General features: G+C 62.7%; 16 protein-coding genes. 11 read left to right on the plus strand and 5 right to left on the minus strand.

Going from position 1 to position 15,951, the window contains the following annotated elements; all coding sequences use genetic code 11:
• Positions 1-864, minus strand: a complete 864-nt coding sequence (locus HYR72_08430) for a phytanoyl-CoA dioxygenase family protein (protein ID MBI1814988.1) — start codon at positions 862-864, stop codon at positions 1-3.
• Between the two features lie 149 nt (positions 865-1,013).
• Between HYR72_08430 and HYR72_08435 the strand changes: the two genes are divergently transcribed.
• The 5 genes from HYR72_08435 (at position 1,014) to HYR72_08455 (ending at position 7,337) form a co-directional block, all read left to right on the plus strand.
• Positions 1,014-2,192, plus strand: a complete 1,179-nt coding sequence (locus tag HYR72_08435) for a cytochrome P450 (GenBank protein ID MBI1814989.1) — start codon at positions 1,014-1,016, stop codon at positions 2,190-2,192.
• 296 nt (positions 2,193-2,488) lie between these two features.
• Positions 2,489-6,013: a methionine synthase gene (gene metH, locus HYR72_08440; protein MBI1814990.1), complete on the plus strand. Its 3,525-nt coding sequence runs from the start codon at positions 2,489-2,491 to the stop codon at positions 6,011-6,013.
• Between the two features lie 78 nt (positions 6,014-6,091).
• Complete coding sequence (locus tag HYR72_08445; protein ID MBI1814991.1) at positions 6,092-6,325, plus strand: hypothetical protein; 234 nt, start codon at positions 6,092-6,094, stop codon at positions 6,323-6,325.
• Complete coding sequence (locus HYR72_08450; protein MBI1814992.1) at positions 6,322-6,903, plus strand: hypothetical protein; 582 nt, start codon at positions 6,322-6,324, stop codon at positions 6,901-6,903. Before HYR72_08445 ends, HYR72_08450 begins: the two co-directional genes overlap by 4 nt.
• A 26-nt stretch (positions 6,904-6,929) precedes the next feature.
• Complete coding sequence (locus HYR72_08455; protein MBI1814993.1) at positions 6,930-7,337, plus strand: hypothetical protein; 408 nt, start codon at positions 6,930-6,932, stop codon at positions 7,335-7,337.
• 33 nt (positions 7,338-7,370) lie between these two features.
• Here HYR72_08455 and HYR72_08460 read toward each other — a convergent pair whose 3' ends face one another.
• From HYR72_08460 to HYR72_08475, 4 genes are all read right to left on the minus strand, one after another.
• Positions 7,371-7,610 carry a hypothetical protein gene (locus HYR72_08460; GenBank protein ID MBI1814994.1) on the minus strand — a complete coding sequence of 80 codons (240 nt, stop codon included), beginning with the start codon at positions 7,608-7,610 and terminating at the stop codon, positions 7,371-7,373.
• 2 nt (positions 7,611-7,612) lie between these two features.
• Positions 7,613-8,935: a xylose isomerase gene (gene xylA, locus HYR72_08465; protein ID MBI1814995.1), complete on the minus strand. Its 1,323-nt coding sequence runs from the start codon at positions 8,933-8,935 to the stop codon at positions 7,613-7,615.
• Positions 8,936-9,112: 177 nt separating this feature from the next.
• A complete protein-coding gene (locus HYR72_08470; GenBank protein MBI1814996.1) occupies positions 9,113-9,529 on the minus strand; it encodes an ester cyclase in 417 nt (138 codons plus the stop codon).
• Positions 9,530-9,570: 41 nt separating this feature from the next.
• Entirely contained in the window at positions 9,571-10,752 is a 1,182-nt protein-coding gene (locus HYR72_08475; protein MBI1814997.1) for an acyl-CoA/acyl-ACP dehydrogenase, read from the minus strand.
• A 608-nt stretch (positions 10,753-11,360) separates the two neighbouring features.
• Between HYR72_08475 and HYR72_08480 the strand changes: the two genes are divergently transcribed.
• From HYR72_08480 to HYR72_08505, 6 genes are all read left to right on the plus strand, one after another.
• Positions 11,361-11,930, plus strand: coding sequence for a hypothetical protein (locus HYR72_08480; protein ID MBI1814998.1), 570 nt, complete (start codon positions 11,361-11,363; stop codon positions 11,928-11,930).
• A gap of 160 nt (positions 11,931-12,090) precedes the next feature.
• Positions 12,091-12,591, plus strand: coding sequence for a nitroreductase family deazaflavin-dependent oxidoreductase (locus HYR72_08485; GenBank protein ID MBI1814999.1), 501 nt, complete (start codon positions 12,091-12,093; stop codon positions 12,589-12,591).
• Between the two features lie 529 nt (positions 12,592-13,120).
• Complete coding sequence (locus tag HYR72_08490) at positions 13,121-13,411, plus strand: BrnT family toxin (protein ID MBI1815000.1); 291 nt, start codon at positions 13,121-13,123, stop codon at positions 13,409-13,411.
• Positions 13,408-13,785 carry an XRE family transcriptional regulator gene (locus tag HYR72_08495; protein ID MBI1815001.1) on the plus strand — a complete coding sequence of 126 codons (378 nt, stop codon included), beginning with the start codon at positions 13,408-13,410 and terminating at the stop codon, positions 13,783-13,785. Before HYR72_08490 ends, HYR72_08495 begins: the two co-directional genes overlap by 4 nt.
• Positions 13,786-14,001: 216 nt before the next feature.
• Entirely contained in the window at positions 14,002-14,904 is a 903-nt protein-coding gene (locus HYR72_08500; protein MBI1815002.1) for an alpha/beta hydrolase, read from the plus strand.
• A gap of 57 nt (positions 14,905-14,961) precedes the next feature.
• Positions 14,962-15,942: an LLM class flavin-dependent oxidoreductase gene (locus HYR72_08505; GenBank protein MBI1815003.1), complete on the plus strand. Its 981-nt coding sequence runs from the start codon at positions 14,962-14,964 to the stop codon at positions 15,940-15,942.
• The last annotated feature ends 9 nt before the right edge of the window (positions 15,943-15,951 follow it).

The raw sequence follows: 15,951 nt of genomic DNA on the forward strand, positions 1-15,951 counted from the left end.
TCAGGTACCGAGCTCGCGTACGCGCGACGCCGCCGCGGCGAGGTCGCCGAGTTCGGCTTCGCGCTTACGACCGAGGAGCACATCGAGCGGATCGCGGAGGTCGTCGACGTAGCCAAGCGCGTAAGCGCCGCGGGCATATCCCATCAGGCGCAGCAGCGGTTCCGGCAGCGTGCGCGCGATCTCGGCGGGTACCGATAGGTACTGGTTTTCTTCTTGGCGCAGCCAACTAACCGCATACGTGATGTTGAGTCCGTAGCGCGTCGTGGTGGAGGTGTTGGCACCACCACCGTGATAGAGCGCGCCGGTGTAGAACAGCACCGATCCCGCCGGCATCTCCGCCGCCTCGCACTGCTCGTGGGTGAACGTGAGGCGGTCGGCTAGACGGTGACTGCCGGGCACCAGCCGCGTCGCACCATTGGCAGCGGTAAAATCCGTCATCGCCCAGATCGTGTTGCACTGCACTTCGTAGCCGGACGGGAACGGGAAGAAGTCGAACGCCCACTGATCGCGATGGATCTGCTGCCCCGGCTCATTGGGGCCGATGGCGATCACCTGCGTCAAATGGAGCTGGAAGGTCGTCGCGTGTTGCAGCAGCGTGCCGACCGTGTCGAGCACGAGTGGATGCATGATCAACTCGCGGCAGGTTGCGGATCGCGCGATCAGTCCGCCGGTGCGGCGCGTGCGCCGGCCGGCGAAGTCGTCGGAGCCCGTCGGCGTCGCGTCAACGTACGGCTGAACTTCAGCCCGTGCCCGATCGAGTAGAGTGGGCGGCACGACCCGCTCAACGATCGCACCGCCCTCGTCCTTGAGCGCGGCGGCAACTTCAGCGGGGCTAGCAGTGGCAGCGAAGCGGGGAATGGGCATCTGCGTTCCTCCTGGTCAGATCAACAGCATGGCGACCGCTCGCCCCAACCATAGTGAGGAACCAATGAGAGCGAAAGAGGAAATGCTCTCTCGACGATCAGCTATTGACTGGCCCGGGTGGGCAGCCTACCACGGTACCGCGAGGACCCATGGACCTGAATCCATTTTCCTACGACTTTCACGAGAACCCGTATCCAATTTACCGCTGGCTGCGCGATCACGCGCCCGTGTATCGCAACGATGCGCTGAACTTCTACGCGCTGTCGCGCTACGATGATGTCCTCACCGCCATCCTCGATCACGACGCCTACAGCTCGGCGAAGGGTACGGTGCTCGAAATCAAGCCCGAGATGATCGAACAGTTCCCGATCATCCTGTTCATGGATCCGCCGCGCCACACCCGACTGCGCAAGCTCGTCAGCCATGCCTTCACGCCGCGGCGTATGGCGGCTCTCGAACCGACGGCGCGCGCCCTGGCGACCGGCTACATCGATCGCATACTCGAACAGGGCTCGTGCGACTTCATCCGCGACTTCGCCGCGCGCTTGCCGATCGAGATCATCAGCACCATGGTCGGCGTGCCACCGAGCGATCGCGATTTGGTGCGCGAACTAACCGACACGGCGCTGCACCGCGAGCCCGATCGACCTGAGTTTCCCGACTCGGCGCTGGCCGCCAATGCGCAGTTGGTGCAGTACTTCGCAGGACTCGTCGCCGAGCGGCGGAAGCAGCCGCGCGACGACATGACGAGTCTGCTGATCGACGCGGAAGTGGAAGACGACGACGGCGAAAAGGTGCGCCTCACCGACTTCGAGATCGTGGCGTTCTGCGGCTTGCTGAGCGGCGCCGGCAACGAAACGGTGACCAAGCTGCTCGGCAACGCGGTCGTGCTGCTCGCCCGCCATCCCGACGCGCGCGCCGACCTGGTGCGCGACTTCGAACGGATTCCCGACGCAGTGGAAGAGATCCTCCGCTATTGGACGCCGGCGCAGTATACGATGCGCACACTCCTGCGCGACGTCACCGTGCACGGCCAGACAATGCCGCGTGATGCGCGCGTGTTGCTGTTGATTGGTTCCGCGACTCGCGACGAACGAGAGTATACCGACGCCGATGCGTTCGACATCACTCGCAAGGTGCCGACGCAGATTGCGTTCGGCTACGGCCTGCACCACTGCCTGGGCGCATCGCTCGCGCGCCTCGAGAGCCGGGTCTCGCTTGAAGAGCTTCACCGCCGCATCCCGGAGTACGAGATCGACGAGTCGCGTCTCGAACGCGTCCACATGAGCAACGTCCACGGCTTTGCCAGCGTACCGATGCGCTTCTAACGCGGCGCGGGCTACGACGCGCTGCGACCTGGGGGAGTTTGCACGAGAAAGGCCCTCGATACGTTCGCTCCGCTCACACTCGGGCAAACGGATTTTGGGAGACTGTGAAAAAACCATCCGTCTCCCCGAGTAGCCGCCCTGAGTAGAAGCCGAAGGCTTCGTATCGAAGGGCGGCGTATCGAGGGGCCCTACTTGTGCGAGGCCGATGCGTGCCGCCGCGGTCGTTGACGCGCGTTGAAACACCCTGCCATTCAGGCTTGGAATTCCGCGCGCCGACAGGCTACAGGTATGGGTCTATGGCAGCACCGATCGACCGCACTTCCCTGCTCCGTGCCGCGCTGGCCGAGCGCATCCTCGTGCTCGATGGCGCCACAGGTACCGCCATCCAGGCGATGGACCTCACCGCCGACGACTTTGGCGGGCCGGCGCTTGAAGGCTGCAACGAGAATCTCGTACTGACGCGCCCCGATGCCATTCGGCGCATGCATCAGAGCTACATCGACGCCGGCGCCGACTTGATCGAGACCGATACGTTTGGGGGGACGCGCATCGTCCTCGCCGAGTACGGGTTGCATGACAAGGCCTACGAGATCAACTACGCGGCCACGCGCATCGCGCGGGAAGTTGCGGACGCGGCGTCGACGGCCGATCGGCCGCGCTTCGTGGTCGGCTCGATGGGGCCCGGCACGAAGACCATCTCGGTGACCGGCGGCATCAACTTCGAAGGCGTCCGCGCGGCCTACGCGGAGCAAGCTGCGGGTTTGCTCGATGGCGGCGCCGACGTGCTGTTCCTCGAAACCCAGCAGGATACCCTCAACGTCAAGGCGTCGCTGCTCGGCATCGACGAGGTCTTCGCCAAAGCCGGCCGCACGCTGCCCGTCGTGCTCACGGTCTCGATCGAAACCATGGGCACGATGCTGGCGGGTCAACCGATCGAGTCGCTCTATGTCTCGGTTGAGCATCGCGACCTGTTCGGCATCGGCATGAACTGCGCCACCGGGCCTGACTTCATGACCGATCATCTGCGCACGCTGGCGGAGATCTCGCGCTTTCCGATCGTGTGCTTCCCCAACGCCGGCTTGCCCGACGAGGATGGAAACTACAACGAGCTGCCGCCGATGCTGGCGAAGAAGATCGAACGCTTCTGCGCCGAGGGCTGGATCAACGTCATCGGCGGCTGTTGCGGCACGACCGCCGAACACATCCGCATGATCGCACAGGTTGTCGCGAAGTATCCGCCACGCAAACCAGTCACGGTGAAGCGTTGTGTCGTGTCGGGCATCGACACCCTTGTCATCGATCAAGACACCCGCCCGGTGATCGTCGGCGAGCGCACCAACGTGCTCGGCAGCCGCAAGTTCAAGCAGCTCATCGCCGACGGCAAAGTCGAAGAGGCGTCGGAGGTCGGCCGCCAACAGGTGCGCAAAGGCGCGCACATCCTCGATGTGTGTTTGCAGGACCCTGACCGCGTTGAAGTCGCCGACGTGACCGCGTTTCTCGAAATGGAGGTGAAGAAGGTCAAGGTCCCGCTGATGATCGACTCCACCGACGCCAACGTGATCGAAGAGGCGCTCAAGCGGACGCAGGGCAAGTCGCTGATCAACTCGATCAACCTCGAAGACGGCGAAGAGCGCTTCCAGCGCGTCGTCCCGCTGGCGCGCACCTACGGCGCCGCGCTCGTGGTCGGCTGCATCGACGACGACAAACAGCAGGCACAAGCGATCACGCGCGAGCGCAAACTGGCCATCGCGCAACGCTCGTATGATCTGCTCACCAAGAAATACGGCGTGCCCGCGGAAGACATCATCTTCGACGCGCTAGTCTTCCCGGTCGGCACCGGCGACAAGAACTACATCGGCTCGGGCGTCGAAACGATCGAAGGCATTCGCCTGATCACGCAACACCTGCCCGACACCAAGACTATCCTCGGGGTGTCGAACGTATCGTTCGGGCTGCCGACCGCCGGCCGCGAGGTGCTCAACTCGGTCTTCCTCTACCACTGCGTGCAGGCCGGGCTCGATCTGGCGATCGTCAACTCGGAGAAGCTCGAACGCTATCCGTCAATTCCAGAAGAAGAGCGGCGCCTCGCCGAGGATCTGATCTGGTGGCGCGGCGACGATCCGATCGCGGCCTTCAGCGCGCACTTTCGCACCAAGGCACCGAAGCAAACCGTCGAGCAGCGCCGCGATCTACCGCTCGACGAGCGCATCGCTCTCTACATCCTCGAAGGCTCGAAGGACGGGCTGTACGCTGACCTCGACGAAAAATTGAAAACGCATCGTCCGCTCGAAATCATCAACGGACCGCTGATGGCCGGCATGGACGAAGTCGGCCGACTGTTCGGCGCCAACGAGATGATCGTCGCCGAGGTGTTGCAGTCGGCCGAAGCGATGAAGGCGGCAGTGTCCCACCTCGAACCGCACATGCAGAAGAGCGAGACGTCGAGCAAGGGCAAGATCGTGCTCGCAACGGTGAAGGGCGACGTCCACGACATCGGCAAGAACCTGGTCGACATCATCCTCGGCAACAACGGCTTCGAGATTGTCAACCTCGGTATCAAGGTGCCGCCGGAAGAACTCGTCCGGGCCTACAAAGAACATCGGCCCGACGCGATCGGTCTCTCAGGACTGCTGGTGAAGTCGGCGCAGATGATGGTGATCACCGCGCAGGATCTGAAGGTCGCGGGCATCAGTTGCCCGATTCTGGTGGGCGGCGCCGCGCTGTCGAATCGCTTCACCCGATTGAAGATTGCACCGCAGTACGACGGACTCGTCGCCTACGCCAACGACGCGATGACGGGACTCGACCTGGCCAATCGGCTGATGGAACCGACGCGGCGCGAAGAACTCGTCGCCAAGCTGGCGCGGGATACGACCCAGATCGAAGTTGAGATTGGCAAGCGCGCCGAGGGCGTGGCGCCGGCGGTCGCGCCAAAGGCGAACGTGCGCCGCGATCACGACATCCCGACGCCCCCGGATCTCAAACTCCACGTCATTCACAACTACGACCTTGATGAAATCTTCCGCTTCATCAACCCGGTGATGCTCTACACCCGCCACCTCGGCTTCAAAGGCAAGATCGAAGACGCGCTCGCACGCGGCGACGCCAAGGCTCGCGAGCTGATCGAACAAGTCGACGCGGTCGAAGCGATCATGTTGCCGCGCCCCGACATCACTGCGAACGCGGTGTTCAAATTTTTCCGCGCCGCATCCGAGGATGAAACGCTGCACATCCTCTCGCCCGACGGCAAGGACGTGATCGAATCGTTTCACTTCGGCCGTCAGACGGTGAACGAAGGTCTCTGCCTAGCCGACTACACGCTGCCGCGTGGCGATCGGCCCGACTATGTCGGCCTGCTCACGACGACCGTCGGCCCCGGCGTGCGCCAGCTCGCCGAAGAGTGGAAGAATGCGGGGCAGTACCTGCGCTCGCACATTCTGCAGATCCTCGCACTCGAAGGCGCGGAAGCGTTCGCCGAGCTGCTGCACCAGAAGATCCGCGAGATGTGGGGATTCGCCGACGCACCGGGGACGACGACCAAGGATTTGTTCAAAGTGAAGTACCGCGGCATTCGCGTGTCGTTCGGCTATCCCGCCTGTCCGCGGCTGGAAGATCAAGAACAGTTATTCCGCCTGCTCGAAGTCACCAAGTCCATTGGCGTCGAGCTAACCGAAGGCTACATGATGGACCCGGAAGGTTCCGTCAGCGCGCTGGTGTTCCATCACCCCGACGCGAAGTATTTCTCGCTCACCCCCGACGATACCGAACGCTTGGAGCGACAACTCGACGACGAGGAGCAAGCGGGCGCTGCGGCCCCCTGATCCGAAGGGTGAAGGTCCCGGCGGGCGGCAGAGCGAGCGCTTGGGAGTGCCTAGCCGTTGCGGTATGGTGAGCGCACGATGGTATCGACCAAAGAGCGCGACCACTTTCGTCTGATCCAGCAAGCCGAGGAAGAGCTGAACCAAGACGCGATTCGAGCCTGCGCGCGGCGCTCGCCCGAAGAGAACATCGTGCTCGGCCTGGCATTGAGCGAGTTTGCCGCCTCATTTGGTGCGGATCGCCGCCGCCCGGACGAGGTTGCGCCGATTCAGTTGTGGCGCAACCGGTACCACAACAAATCGAAAGGCCCGTGACCAGTCCCACGCTGGATTTGCGCAGCGCCTTCGCTGCCATTGCTAACACCCTCTCGGAGGAAAAAATCGCCCATGCGTTCATCGGCGCATTGCCGGTTCTCGCGTGGGGCAGGGTCCGCGCGACCACGGACATCGACGTGGTCGTCGTGGTCGAGGATAACTGGGAACGATTGTCCGCCGCGTTGAAGGCGCTGGGAGTCGAGCAGCACAAGCAAATCGGGCCCGCCGATGAAACCGACTCGCTGCCGGACGTCGCGGTGTTCTACACGTCCGGCGACTCGCCAGTGCGTATCGACGTCTTCATCGCTAAGACGCAATTTGAACAAGCCGTCGTTGCGACGGCCCGCCACGCGACCGCGCTGGATGTCAGCGTTCGATTGGCTCGACCGGAAGCGTCGATCATCTACAAGCTATTGGCTCAGCGCCGCCGGGATCTCGACGACATCGACGGCATTTTCGAAGCGCGACGGATCGCGAACGATCCGCTCGATTGGCGGTTTCTTGAGCATTGGTCCGCCGAGTGGGGAATTGAGGATCGCTTGGCTCCCTATCGAGTGCGGTACGGACCGAGCGAGTGAGCGCGTCCTTGAGGAAAGAGAAGCACATGAACGATCGACAAGCACAGCTCCTTCGCGCAGCATTTCTCGCCGGCGCGGTGACGGACGCATTGGCCGTCATTCCGATGCTCTTTCCACCCATGGCGCGACTGCTGTGGGGCTTCGAGGATTTCGGCGGGCCGTACCGATTTGCGATGGGATACGGTGCGTCGCTGATGGCGGCGTGGACGGCATTGCTCGTCTGGGCCTACCAGCGTCCCGTCGAGCGAGCATTCGTGGCTGCGCTGACGGTGTTCGTGATCTACGGCTTGGCTGCAACCGAGATTGTCGCCGTAATGTCCGGCGTGCTCCCCGCGTGGCGAATGATTCCCACTTGGGCGCTGCAGGCGATTCTCCTATGTCTGTTCGCCTCGGCGTATCACTACCCGCTGCTCCGGCGGCGGGTCGCTGCGTAGCGCGACCCGATCGGCCTATCGCTCCGGCAGAGTTCAACTCGCAACGCGACGTAAGGCCGTCTCGACAATTTGCGGAAGGTCGAGCGGCATGAAGAACTTGTCGGGGTAGAGGTAGTCTTCGCCGGATTCGTCGATCACACGAACCAGACCGTGCATCGCGGCGTTGGCATCCGGGAGAGCGCGGTAGATCTTGCGCAACTCCAGAGACGCCGCGTAGCCAGTATTGCGAACGCAAACGACGAAACGCTTCTTCCTTGCAGTTGTCGGCGGCATGCTCACTCCTCCGCTACCCGGTTCACCAAATTCTCTAGCATCTCCTGTCGTCCCGATCGGGGCTGGGGCTCGACGCGGTTTTCGATCACATGCTTGGATAGATCGGCGAGACTCTTCTTGCCGGCTAGGATGTCTCGCCCGAGCGCATCGTCCCAGCGCGCGTAACGCTCCTTGACGAAGTCGGCGAGGTTACCGTCCTCGATCAGCCGCGCGACGCGCAGGAGACTGCGGGCTACCGTGTCGATGCCGCCGATGTGGGCGTGGAAGAGATCCTCGGGATCGAGACTCTGTCGCCGCAGTTTGGCGTCGAAGTTGAACCCACCGGTCGTCAAACCGCCGGCCTGGAGGATCGTGTACAGAGCGAGCGTGATGTCGTCGGCGCTGTTGGGAAACTGATCGGTATCCCAGCCGAGCTGCGGATCGCCGCGGTTGATATCGACGCTGCCGAGCAGGTCGTTGGCGGCCGCATAGGCCAGCTCGTGTTGAAAGCTATGACCAGCCAACGTCGCGTGATTGACCTCGATGTTGAGCTTGATCTCGCGCTCGAGTCCGAACTTGCGCAAGAAGGCGTGCACGGCCGCGGCGTCGTGGTCGTACTGGTGCTTCGTCGGCTCCATCGGTTTGGGCTCGATGAGAATCGTCCCGGTGAAACCAATCCGATGCTTGTGCTCGACGACCAGTTGCATGAAGCGGCCGAGCTGCTCGCTTTCGCGGCGCAGGTCGGTATTGAGCAGCGTGTCGTAGCCCTCGCGCCCGCCCCACAGCACGTAATTCGCGCCGCCGAGTCGATGCGTGACGTCGAGCGCTTGCTTCACCTGCGCGGCCGCGTAGGCAAAGACATCAGGGTCCGGGTTGGTGGCGGCACCGGCGGCGTAGCGCGGATGACTGAACAAGTTGGCCGTGCCCCACAGCAACTTGACGCCGGTGCGTTGCATCGCGACCTCGATGCGCTCGACCATCCGATCGAGATTGGCATTGCTCTCGCGTAACGTCGCGCCTTCCGGGGCGGCATCGCGGTCGTGAAACGTGAAGAACGGCGCACCGAGCTTGGCGAAGAATTCGAAGGCGACCTCGGTCTTGCGCTCCGCCAGTATCATCGGCTCGCCCGCGCCGAACCATGGGCGGTCGAAAACGTCGGCGCCAAACATATCGGCACCCGCCCAACAGAACGTGTGCCAGTAGCACACCGCGAAACGGAGATGGTCCTCCATCCGCTTGCCCAACACCACGCGGTCGCGATCGTAGTAGCGGAAGGCGAGCGGGTTCACGCTCTGCGTGCCTTCAAAGCGGATGGCGTCGATGCGCGGGAAAAATGGTTCCGTCATGACGGCCGGTCTCGTACTACGCGGCTCGGTTGGCTTCAATCCGAAGAAAAGAACTCGACGCAAGGTCGCCAGGACGCAAGGGGGGAAGTGAACTCCCTTCGCGGCATCCTGGCTTTGCGTCTTCGCGTCCTTGCGACTTTGCGTTGAAGCATTTCCTGATGCGGAGCAAGGACCCACTCACGACGTCAGTTGCCGGAGGATGGTGGCGGAATCGAAGTAGACGCGCTCGCAGATCAAGCCGGTCGCGTCGAAGATAAAGAACGCCGTCATGCGGCAACGAAACGATCGCCCGGTGGGCTCGATCCCAAGCAGCGGACCCTTGTGCGTGCCGAGCAGCCAGAACTCCACGATCACCGCGTCCTCGGCATGCCGCAGCGCGATCAGCTCATTGCGCTGGTCAGGAAATGCGGTGCGACTTTCGCGGAAGTAGGCCTGCACCTCCGCGAGACCATCGTAGGTCCGATCGGTCGCGATGATCTCGTAGCGCGGATGGGAGAACGTCGCGATCGTGGCCGCGTAGTCATGCACGTTCTCGGCTTCCATGTGGCGCCGCACGAGCTGTTCGCGGCGTTCTCGCTCTTCCATTGGCGTCATCTCGTCCTCCGTTTCACTGCACGATGTTCGAGCGCGGCCGCTCACACCCAACGTGGCTGCACATCGAGCGGGATGCCGAGCGCCAGTTTGCCGATCATTTCGAGCAGCCAGGAGTGGGTGTACGGATGCAAGGTACCGGCGCGCACGTCGCGATAGAGCCGCTCGATCGGATAGCGACGAAAGATGCTCGGCCCGCCCATCGCTTGCATCGCCATCGTGACCACGTCGAGCGCGGTGGTGGTGGCGAAGTACTGCGGCGCGGTCACCTTCGGCAGCAGTTGATCGCCGAAATCGGCGCCATGCGCGAGTTCGTACGCGGTCTTGAAAATGAACGCGCGCGCGGCTTCGAGCTTGATGTGCATCTCCGCCACGGTGAATTGAATGCCCGGCAGGCTGGCGATGGTTGCCGGTAACGGATGCAGTGTGCGCTGCTTCACGTAGTCGACGACGAAGTCGAACGCCGCTCCAGCGATGCCGATGTAGACCGACGCGATCCCCAACGCGTACCAGGGCAGGCTCTGCAACCCGCCTTCGACGCCGGCGCCTTCGTCACCGATCAGACACTCGTCGGCAATGAATGCATCGGTGAACTGGATGTCGTGACTACCGGTGGCACGCATCCCCATCGCGTCCCAGGTTTCGATGATCTCCATGCCCGCGATGCCGCGCTCGGCGGCAAGCGTCACCGTGCCGGACAATCCTGGCTGCGAAAATCCTTCGAGCCGTGCATTGAATAGGAAGTAGCGCAGAATCGGCGCGAGGGTGCAGAAATACTTTCGGCCGCTGACACGGTAGCCCCCAGCGACTTTGCGCGCGGTCACTAGCGGCGATCCCAAGCTGGCACTCGGCTCCGAAATGCTGCTGGCGATCACCGCGCCTTCCCGCACGACGCTGTCGACGACGCGTTGCCGAAAGGGCTCGCGAAACAACCGCAACCCGCCACCGAGGTTGTAGAGATGCATGTTCGCCCCAAGGGCAGTTGCGCCGCTGCCGCAGGCGAGCTGCTCCTGCACCAGACAGAAATCGTGGATCGAAATGCCCCGCCCGCCGAGCGCGGTTGGAATCGTCAGCGCGAGATAACCTTCGCGGTGGAGATCGGCGAAGTCGTCGAACGGAAACGATGCGTCGCGGTCGTGCCGCGCCGCGCGTTCGGCGCACCGCGCCGCCAGCCGCCGCGCCAACGTGACCAACGCCTGCTGCTCCGCGTTCAGCAATGCTTGCATGCGACCGGCATCGTAGTCGGAGCGGCGATCAGAGACAACGATGCGGAAAGGACGTGCTGGTAAGTGATCCGAGATGCCGAGATGAATTGATCCAAAGCCGCCCGAGCATCTGTCGAACTCGCTGACCCGCTAAGAGAGAGATGCGGTGCTGCTGGGTGGCGGGTCGGTTTTGAGACGTGCAGAAAATTGTCATCCTGAGCCCTTCGACTTCGCTCAGGATAAACTCCGCGAAGGATCTCTCCGGACCCGCGCAACGCGAAGAGAGATTCTTCGCCCGGCTCAGAATGACACGATGGGTTGATCTGGTTGTTTGCAAAATGCCCACTCCCTGCTGCTGGCCGCACTTGACGGCGTTTCGTGGATCATGGCAATGGTCCTGTCGGGCTCAGGGCTCCACTTGAAAAGTGTGCGGCGATAGCAAGCGGCGCACGCTTCTTATGCAACCGAGGGCAGTACGCGAGATGCGCAACGGCAAGCAAGGGCGCCGCAAGAAGAACCGTCGCGGTGAGCGGCAACGGACCGCGGCAGCAAACCAAGCACCGGTTGCCTCGTTTCGGTAGTCGGTTCGGACGTCGAAATGTAGTTAGCGCAACTCGGAGCAGGGGTGCATGGGGATGGATCAGCCAACGAAGGAACCGGTGGGACCGATAGCAGCCGAGCGGCAATCGCGAGACGAACTGTGGTTGGGTGCTTTCGAAACCTATTACACGGCGTATTTCGAGGAGCTGATGGCGGCGAGGCTGGTGACATGGTGGCAAAGGGTAGATGACGTTACGAAAGTGTTGGTAGCCCTTACCGCCTCGGGTTCAGCGGTGGCGGGCTGGAGCCTGTGGAACCAGGAGTACTACAAGAACTTTTGGGTAGCAGCCGCGGGGATCGCGGCCGTGCTGTCCATTGTTCACGCTGCGCTTGGAGTTCCGGCAAAGCTCAAGGACCACACTGGCATTCAGCGGCGCTTTGCATCTTTGCGGACGGACTTGGAAACGTTCCGATACCGAATGCGGATCAGCCCTTCCTTTCCCGTCAAGGACTTCACAGAGATGTTTGCGACCTTCCGCAAGCGTCTGGGCGACGAAGTGCAGTTGCTGCAGACTGACCTGCTGTCAACTGATGGCCTTCAAGAGAGAGTGCAAGATCGGCTGAACGTGATTCTTCAGGCTGAACTCGAACAGCCCTAGTGCAGAGGAGGAAGACATGCCCGTGAGGGGAACGCCACCAAAACCTATCCCAAGACCGCGCCCCAGGCCTGACCCCGGGCACCGCTAACCCCTGCATGCAGCGGACGCGCAAGGAGACGCGCGCCGCTGATGCAGAGCGTTGGAGACGCGGAGCAGCCACATGTCGGAACAGGCCAATCCAAGAGTTCGACCGTTTGCCGAACGTCTGCACTTCATACCGCGCCTCATCGTTCGCCACCCGCAAGCGCTACTGGTCCGATTGTTCCGAAACTACATCGAGCGCGCGCCAGGCTGGGTGTTGCTGACGACGAAGGGCCGCAAGACCGGACTCCCTCGGGAAGTGCTGCTTCCTTGCGAGCGGTTCGACAACCGCGTGCTGGTCATCTCCACCTACGGGTGGCGCTCGAACTGGATGCGTAACATTCAGAGTCATCCGGAGGTTCGTATTACCTGCGAGGGCCAGACGATGGACGGCCGGGCGGATATCATCGAGGCGGTGCTCGTGCGGCAGGAGCTGGTGTCAGCCCATCCCTTCTTTGTTCCGTTCCCGACCCACCTTCTCAATGCGATTCACCGCACGATCCTGCGACCGCTGTGGGTTCCATTTCTCCGCTGGTGGGTCCGCCGCCGGCCAGTGGTCGTGATCCACGTCCGCCAATAAGTGAGCGCGCGCCGGTTGCGTTGCGTGGCTCGCGTGAGGGGGGAACGAGCGTTCCATCTCCGCAGCAACCGATGGAGCACGCCAGCCGGTCATGCCCGCGACGCAGCCTTCCCGTTGGCAGCCGCATCGTGCTTGCGGCATTCTCGCAACGAGGTGAGAAGCATGGCGCACACAGCGATCGCTGAGCCACCGGGGTTCGCGGAACTTACCAAGGCCGAGCAGGTGCGCTACCTGCAGGCGCTCTGGGATCGTATTGCCGAGAAACCCGGAGATCTCCCAGTTCCGGAAAGCCACCGCGGGTCGCGGAGGAACGATTTGCTGAATTCTGCCGCGATCCGACACGTGCTCACTCGGCATACGAAGTCCTCGACCGTCTGGCCAAGAAGCGGCAGTGAGCGAATATCGGTTGATCTCGGAACCGCCCGCTGATGCCGATGTAGCGGCGAGACTCGTCATGTACGAGCGCTGCCTGGTAACCGGACGGACGCGCTTGACCCCCTTATGGGTCATAGACCATACTTGAGGTGCGATGCCGACGGTGGTGGAAGGGGACTTCGAGTGGGACTCCGCCAAGGCTGAGTCGAACCTCGCGAAGCACGGCATATCCTTTCCGGAAGCCGCCACGGTTTTCGCGGATCCCATGGCGGTGTATCTCGACGACGGATCAGGAATGGGCAGCATGGTGGTGATAGGAACCTCGCTGCGCGAGCGTCTGCTCTACGTGGTGCACGTCGAGCGTGGCGCCCGCGATCGGATCATCAGCGCAAGGTCCGCCACTGCCACGGAGCGCACCGTCTATGACAGCGGAGGTCGAAGATGAGCACCGCAGCCAAACGCCGAAATGTTTCCGTCTTGGAGCCTGTTCGAATCCTGGGACGCGGTCTTCGGGCTCAGAGAGGAGTACACCTCACGATCCGCGCGGTCCGTGAGGCAGTCGGAAAGACGCAGATCGACGTTGCCGCCGACTCGGCAATGGACCAGTCGGACGTCTCTCGGCTCGAGGGTCGAGAGGACTTCGAGGATTGTCTCGTGTCCACGCTCCGCCGGTACGTTGGCGCCCTCGGTGGGCAGCTTGAGCTGGTGGCGTCCTTTGATGACAAGAAAATCATCCTGACGGGAAGCCAGCCGGGAGCGGCGGGCGGGCCGGCCAACAAGGCGTTGCCGCGCAGGAGCCGGCGACCGACCCGCCGCTGAACACCGTCACTGATTAATCTCCACAGTAGCAGCCGGTGTTTGCGCATTCGCGTGCGGCCACCTTGATGAATTTCGCGCAGCCTCACGGCCAGACGACGCAAATGATCGACAGGTAGGGAGAACGCGACAACCGGTATCGCGTGATAGGGCGTTCCCGTCTTCCGTTGGCTGGTGTTCTGTGCTCTCTGTACGGTGAACTCGCGATAGGAGCCTGCCATGCCACGCGCCGAACTCACCGGGTTGTTCGACATGATGCGGTCGATGCCGCCGGCGCAATCGATCGTCGAGATGCGCGCCACGATGGAGGTGTCGGCTGACTTCATCAACGCGAACCCGCCTTCCGTCGCGGGAGTCGAAGCGGGCGTCGAGATCGGTGGCGCCGTACGCGCCGACATCATCGTGCCACCGGGTACGCCACCGTTCCCCGTGGTGATCTACTTGCACGGCGGCGGCTGGTCGATCGGCAGCCCGGCGACGCACCGCAAGCTGGCGCGGCAGTTGTGCGCAGGCGCCGGCGTCGTGGTGGTCAACGTCGACTACCGCCTCGCGCCGGAGCATCCGTTCCCGACGCCGCTCGACGACTGCGTCGCTGCGGCGCGGTGGACGCGAGCAAACGTCAAGACCTTCGGCGGCGATCCCGCTCTCCTCGCCATCGGCGGCGATTCAGCGGGTGGCAATCTGTCCGCCGCGGTCATCAACGATCTCCGCGACGACATCCAATTTCGCGCGGCATTATTGATCTATGGCGCGTTCGATCTGTTGGCGTCGCGGCGCGACTACGACAAGTGGGCACCGGAGGAAGACCCGGTCCTTCCCAAGCGCTCGATGGACATGATGCTCGCCGCGTATCTCACCGGTGGCGCGTCGACCGACGATGCGCGCGTCAGCCCGATCCACGCCGACCTGCGTCACTTTCCTCCCGCGTGTCTGTTGTGCGGCACGTGGGACCCGTTGCTCGGCGATTCGCGCGCATTGCACGCCAAGTTGAAAGGACTCGGCCGCGAGTCAGTGCTGCACGAGTACGAGGCCATGCCGCACGCATTCGTGCAGTTGCCGTGCACGGAAGCCGACGCCGCGCTCGCAACCGGATGTGAGTTCTTGCGTATGAAACTCCGCTGATCAGCCATACGCCATCAGCCACCAGCCATCAGCCAACCGACCGAAGGGAGATCAGACATGGAATACGGACTGCAAGTCGGCAACGTTGAATTCCCACAGCTCCACGACATCGCTCAAACCGCCGAAGGGCTTGGCTTTCATGCGATCATGATGCCCGACCACATTGTCGCCGAAGGTCCCGAGCGGCAGTTCGATCCCCATCATCTCTCTTATGATCCGATGGTGATGGTGGCGGTGATGGCCGCCGCGACGAAGAAAATTCAGGTCGGCCATCTCGTGTTGTGCAATCTCTTCCGCCATCCCGTGATCACCGCGCAGAGTCTGAACTCGCTCGATCGCCTCAGCGGCGGTCGCCTGTTCGCCGGCCTCGGCACCGGGTGGACCGAGCGCGAGTTTAAGATGACCGGCATCCAGTTCCCGGACATCACCACCCGTTTGCGCATGCTCGATGAAGCGCTGACCGTCATCCGATCGCTGTGGACCAAGGAAGAGACGACGTTCGCGGGCGAGTTCTACCACTTGAAGGATGCGATTCTCTTCCCCAAACCGGTGCAGAAGCCACATCCGCCGATTCTCCTGGGCGGCGGCGGCAAAGGCTTGCTGCGCCTGGCCGCCAAGCATGCCGACATCATCAACATCATTTCCGACGCCGGGAAACCCGGGTACATCAAGATGGAGAATGTGCAGAAGCTCACGAACGATGCGTTCCGCGCAAAGGTGCAGTTCGTCCGCAACGAGGCGAAGCAGCACGGCCGCGACGGCGCCAAGATCCGCATCAGCAACGTTCTCTTCACCGCCATCGTCACCGACTCGGCCGCCGCGACCAAATCGATGGCCGAAGGCATGGCGCCGATGTTCGGCACAACCCCCGAAGGGCTGCTGCAATCGCCGATGGCGCTGCTCGGCACACCCGAGGAGTGCATCAAGGAGCTCAAGCGTCGGCAGCGTGAATGGGACGTCTCGCAAGTGATCTTTTCGGGTGCCCTCGGCGAGTTGGGGCTGAAGCGCGTGGCGGAAGAAGTAATGCCGCACGTGTGACACGCGATA

Source organism: Deltaproteobacteria bacterium (assembly GCA_016178705.1).
Taxonomy (GTDB): Bacteria; Desulfobacterota; Binatia; order HRBIN30; family JACQVA1; genus JACOST01.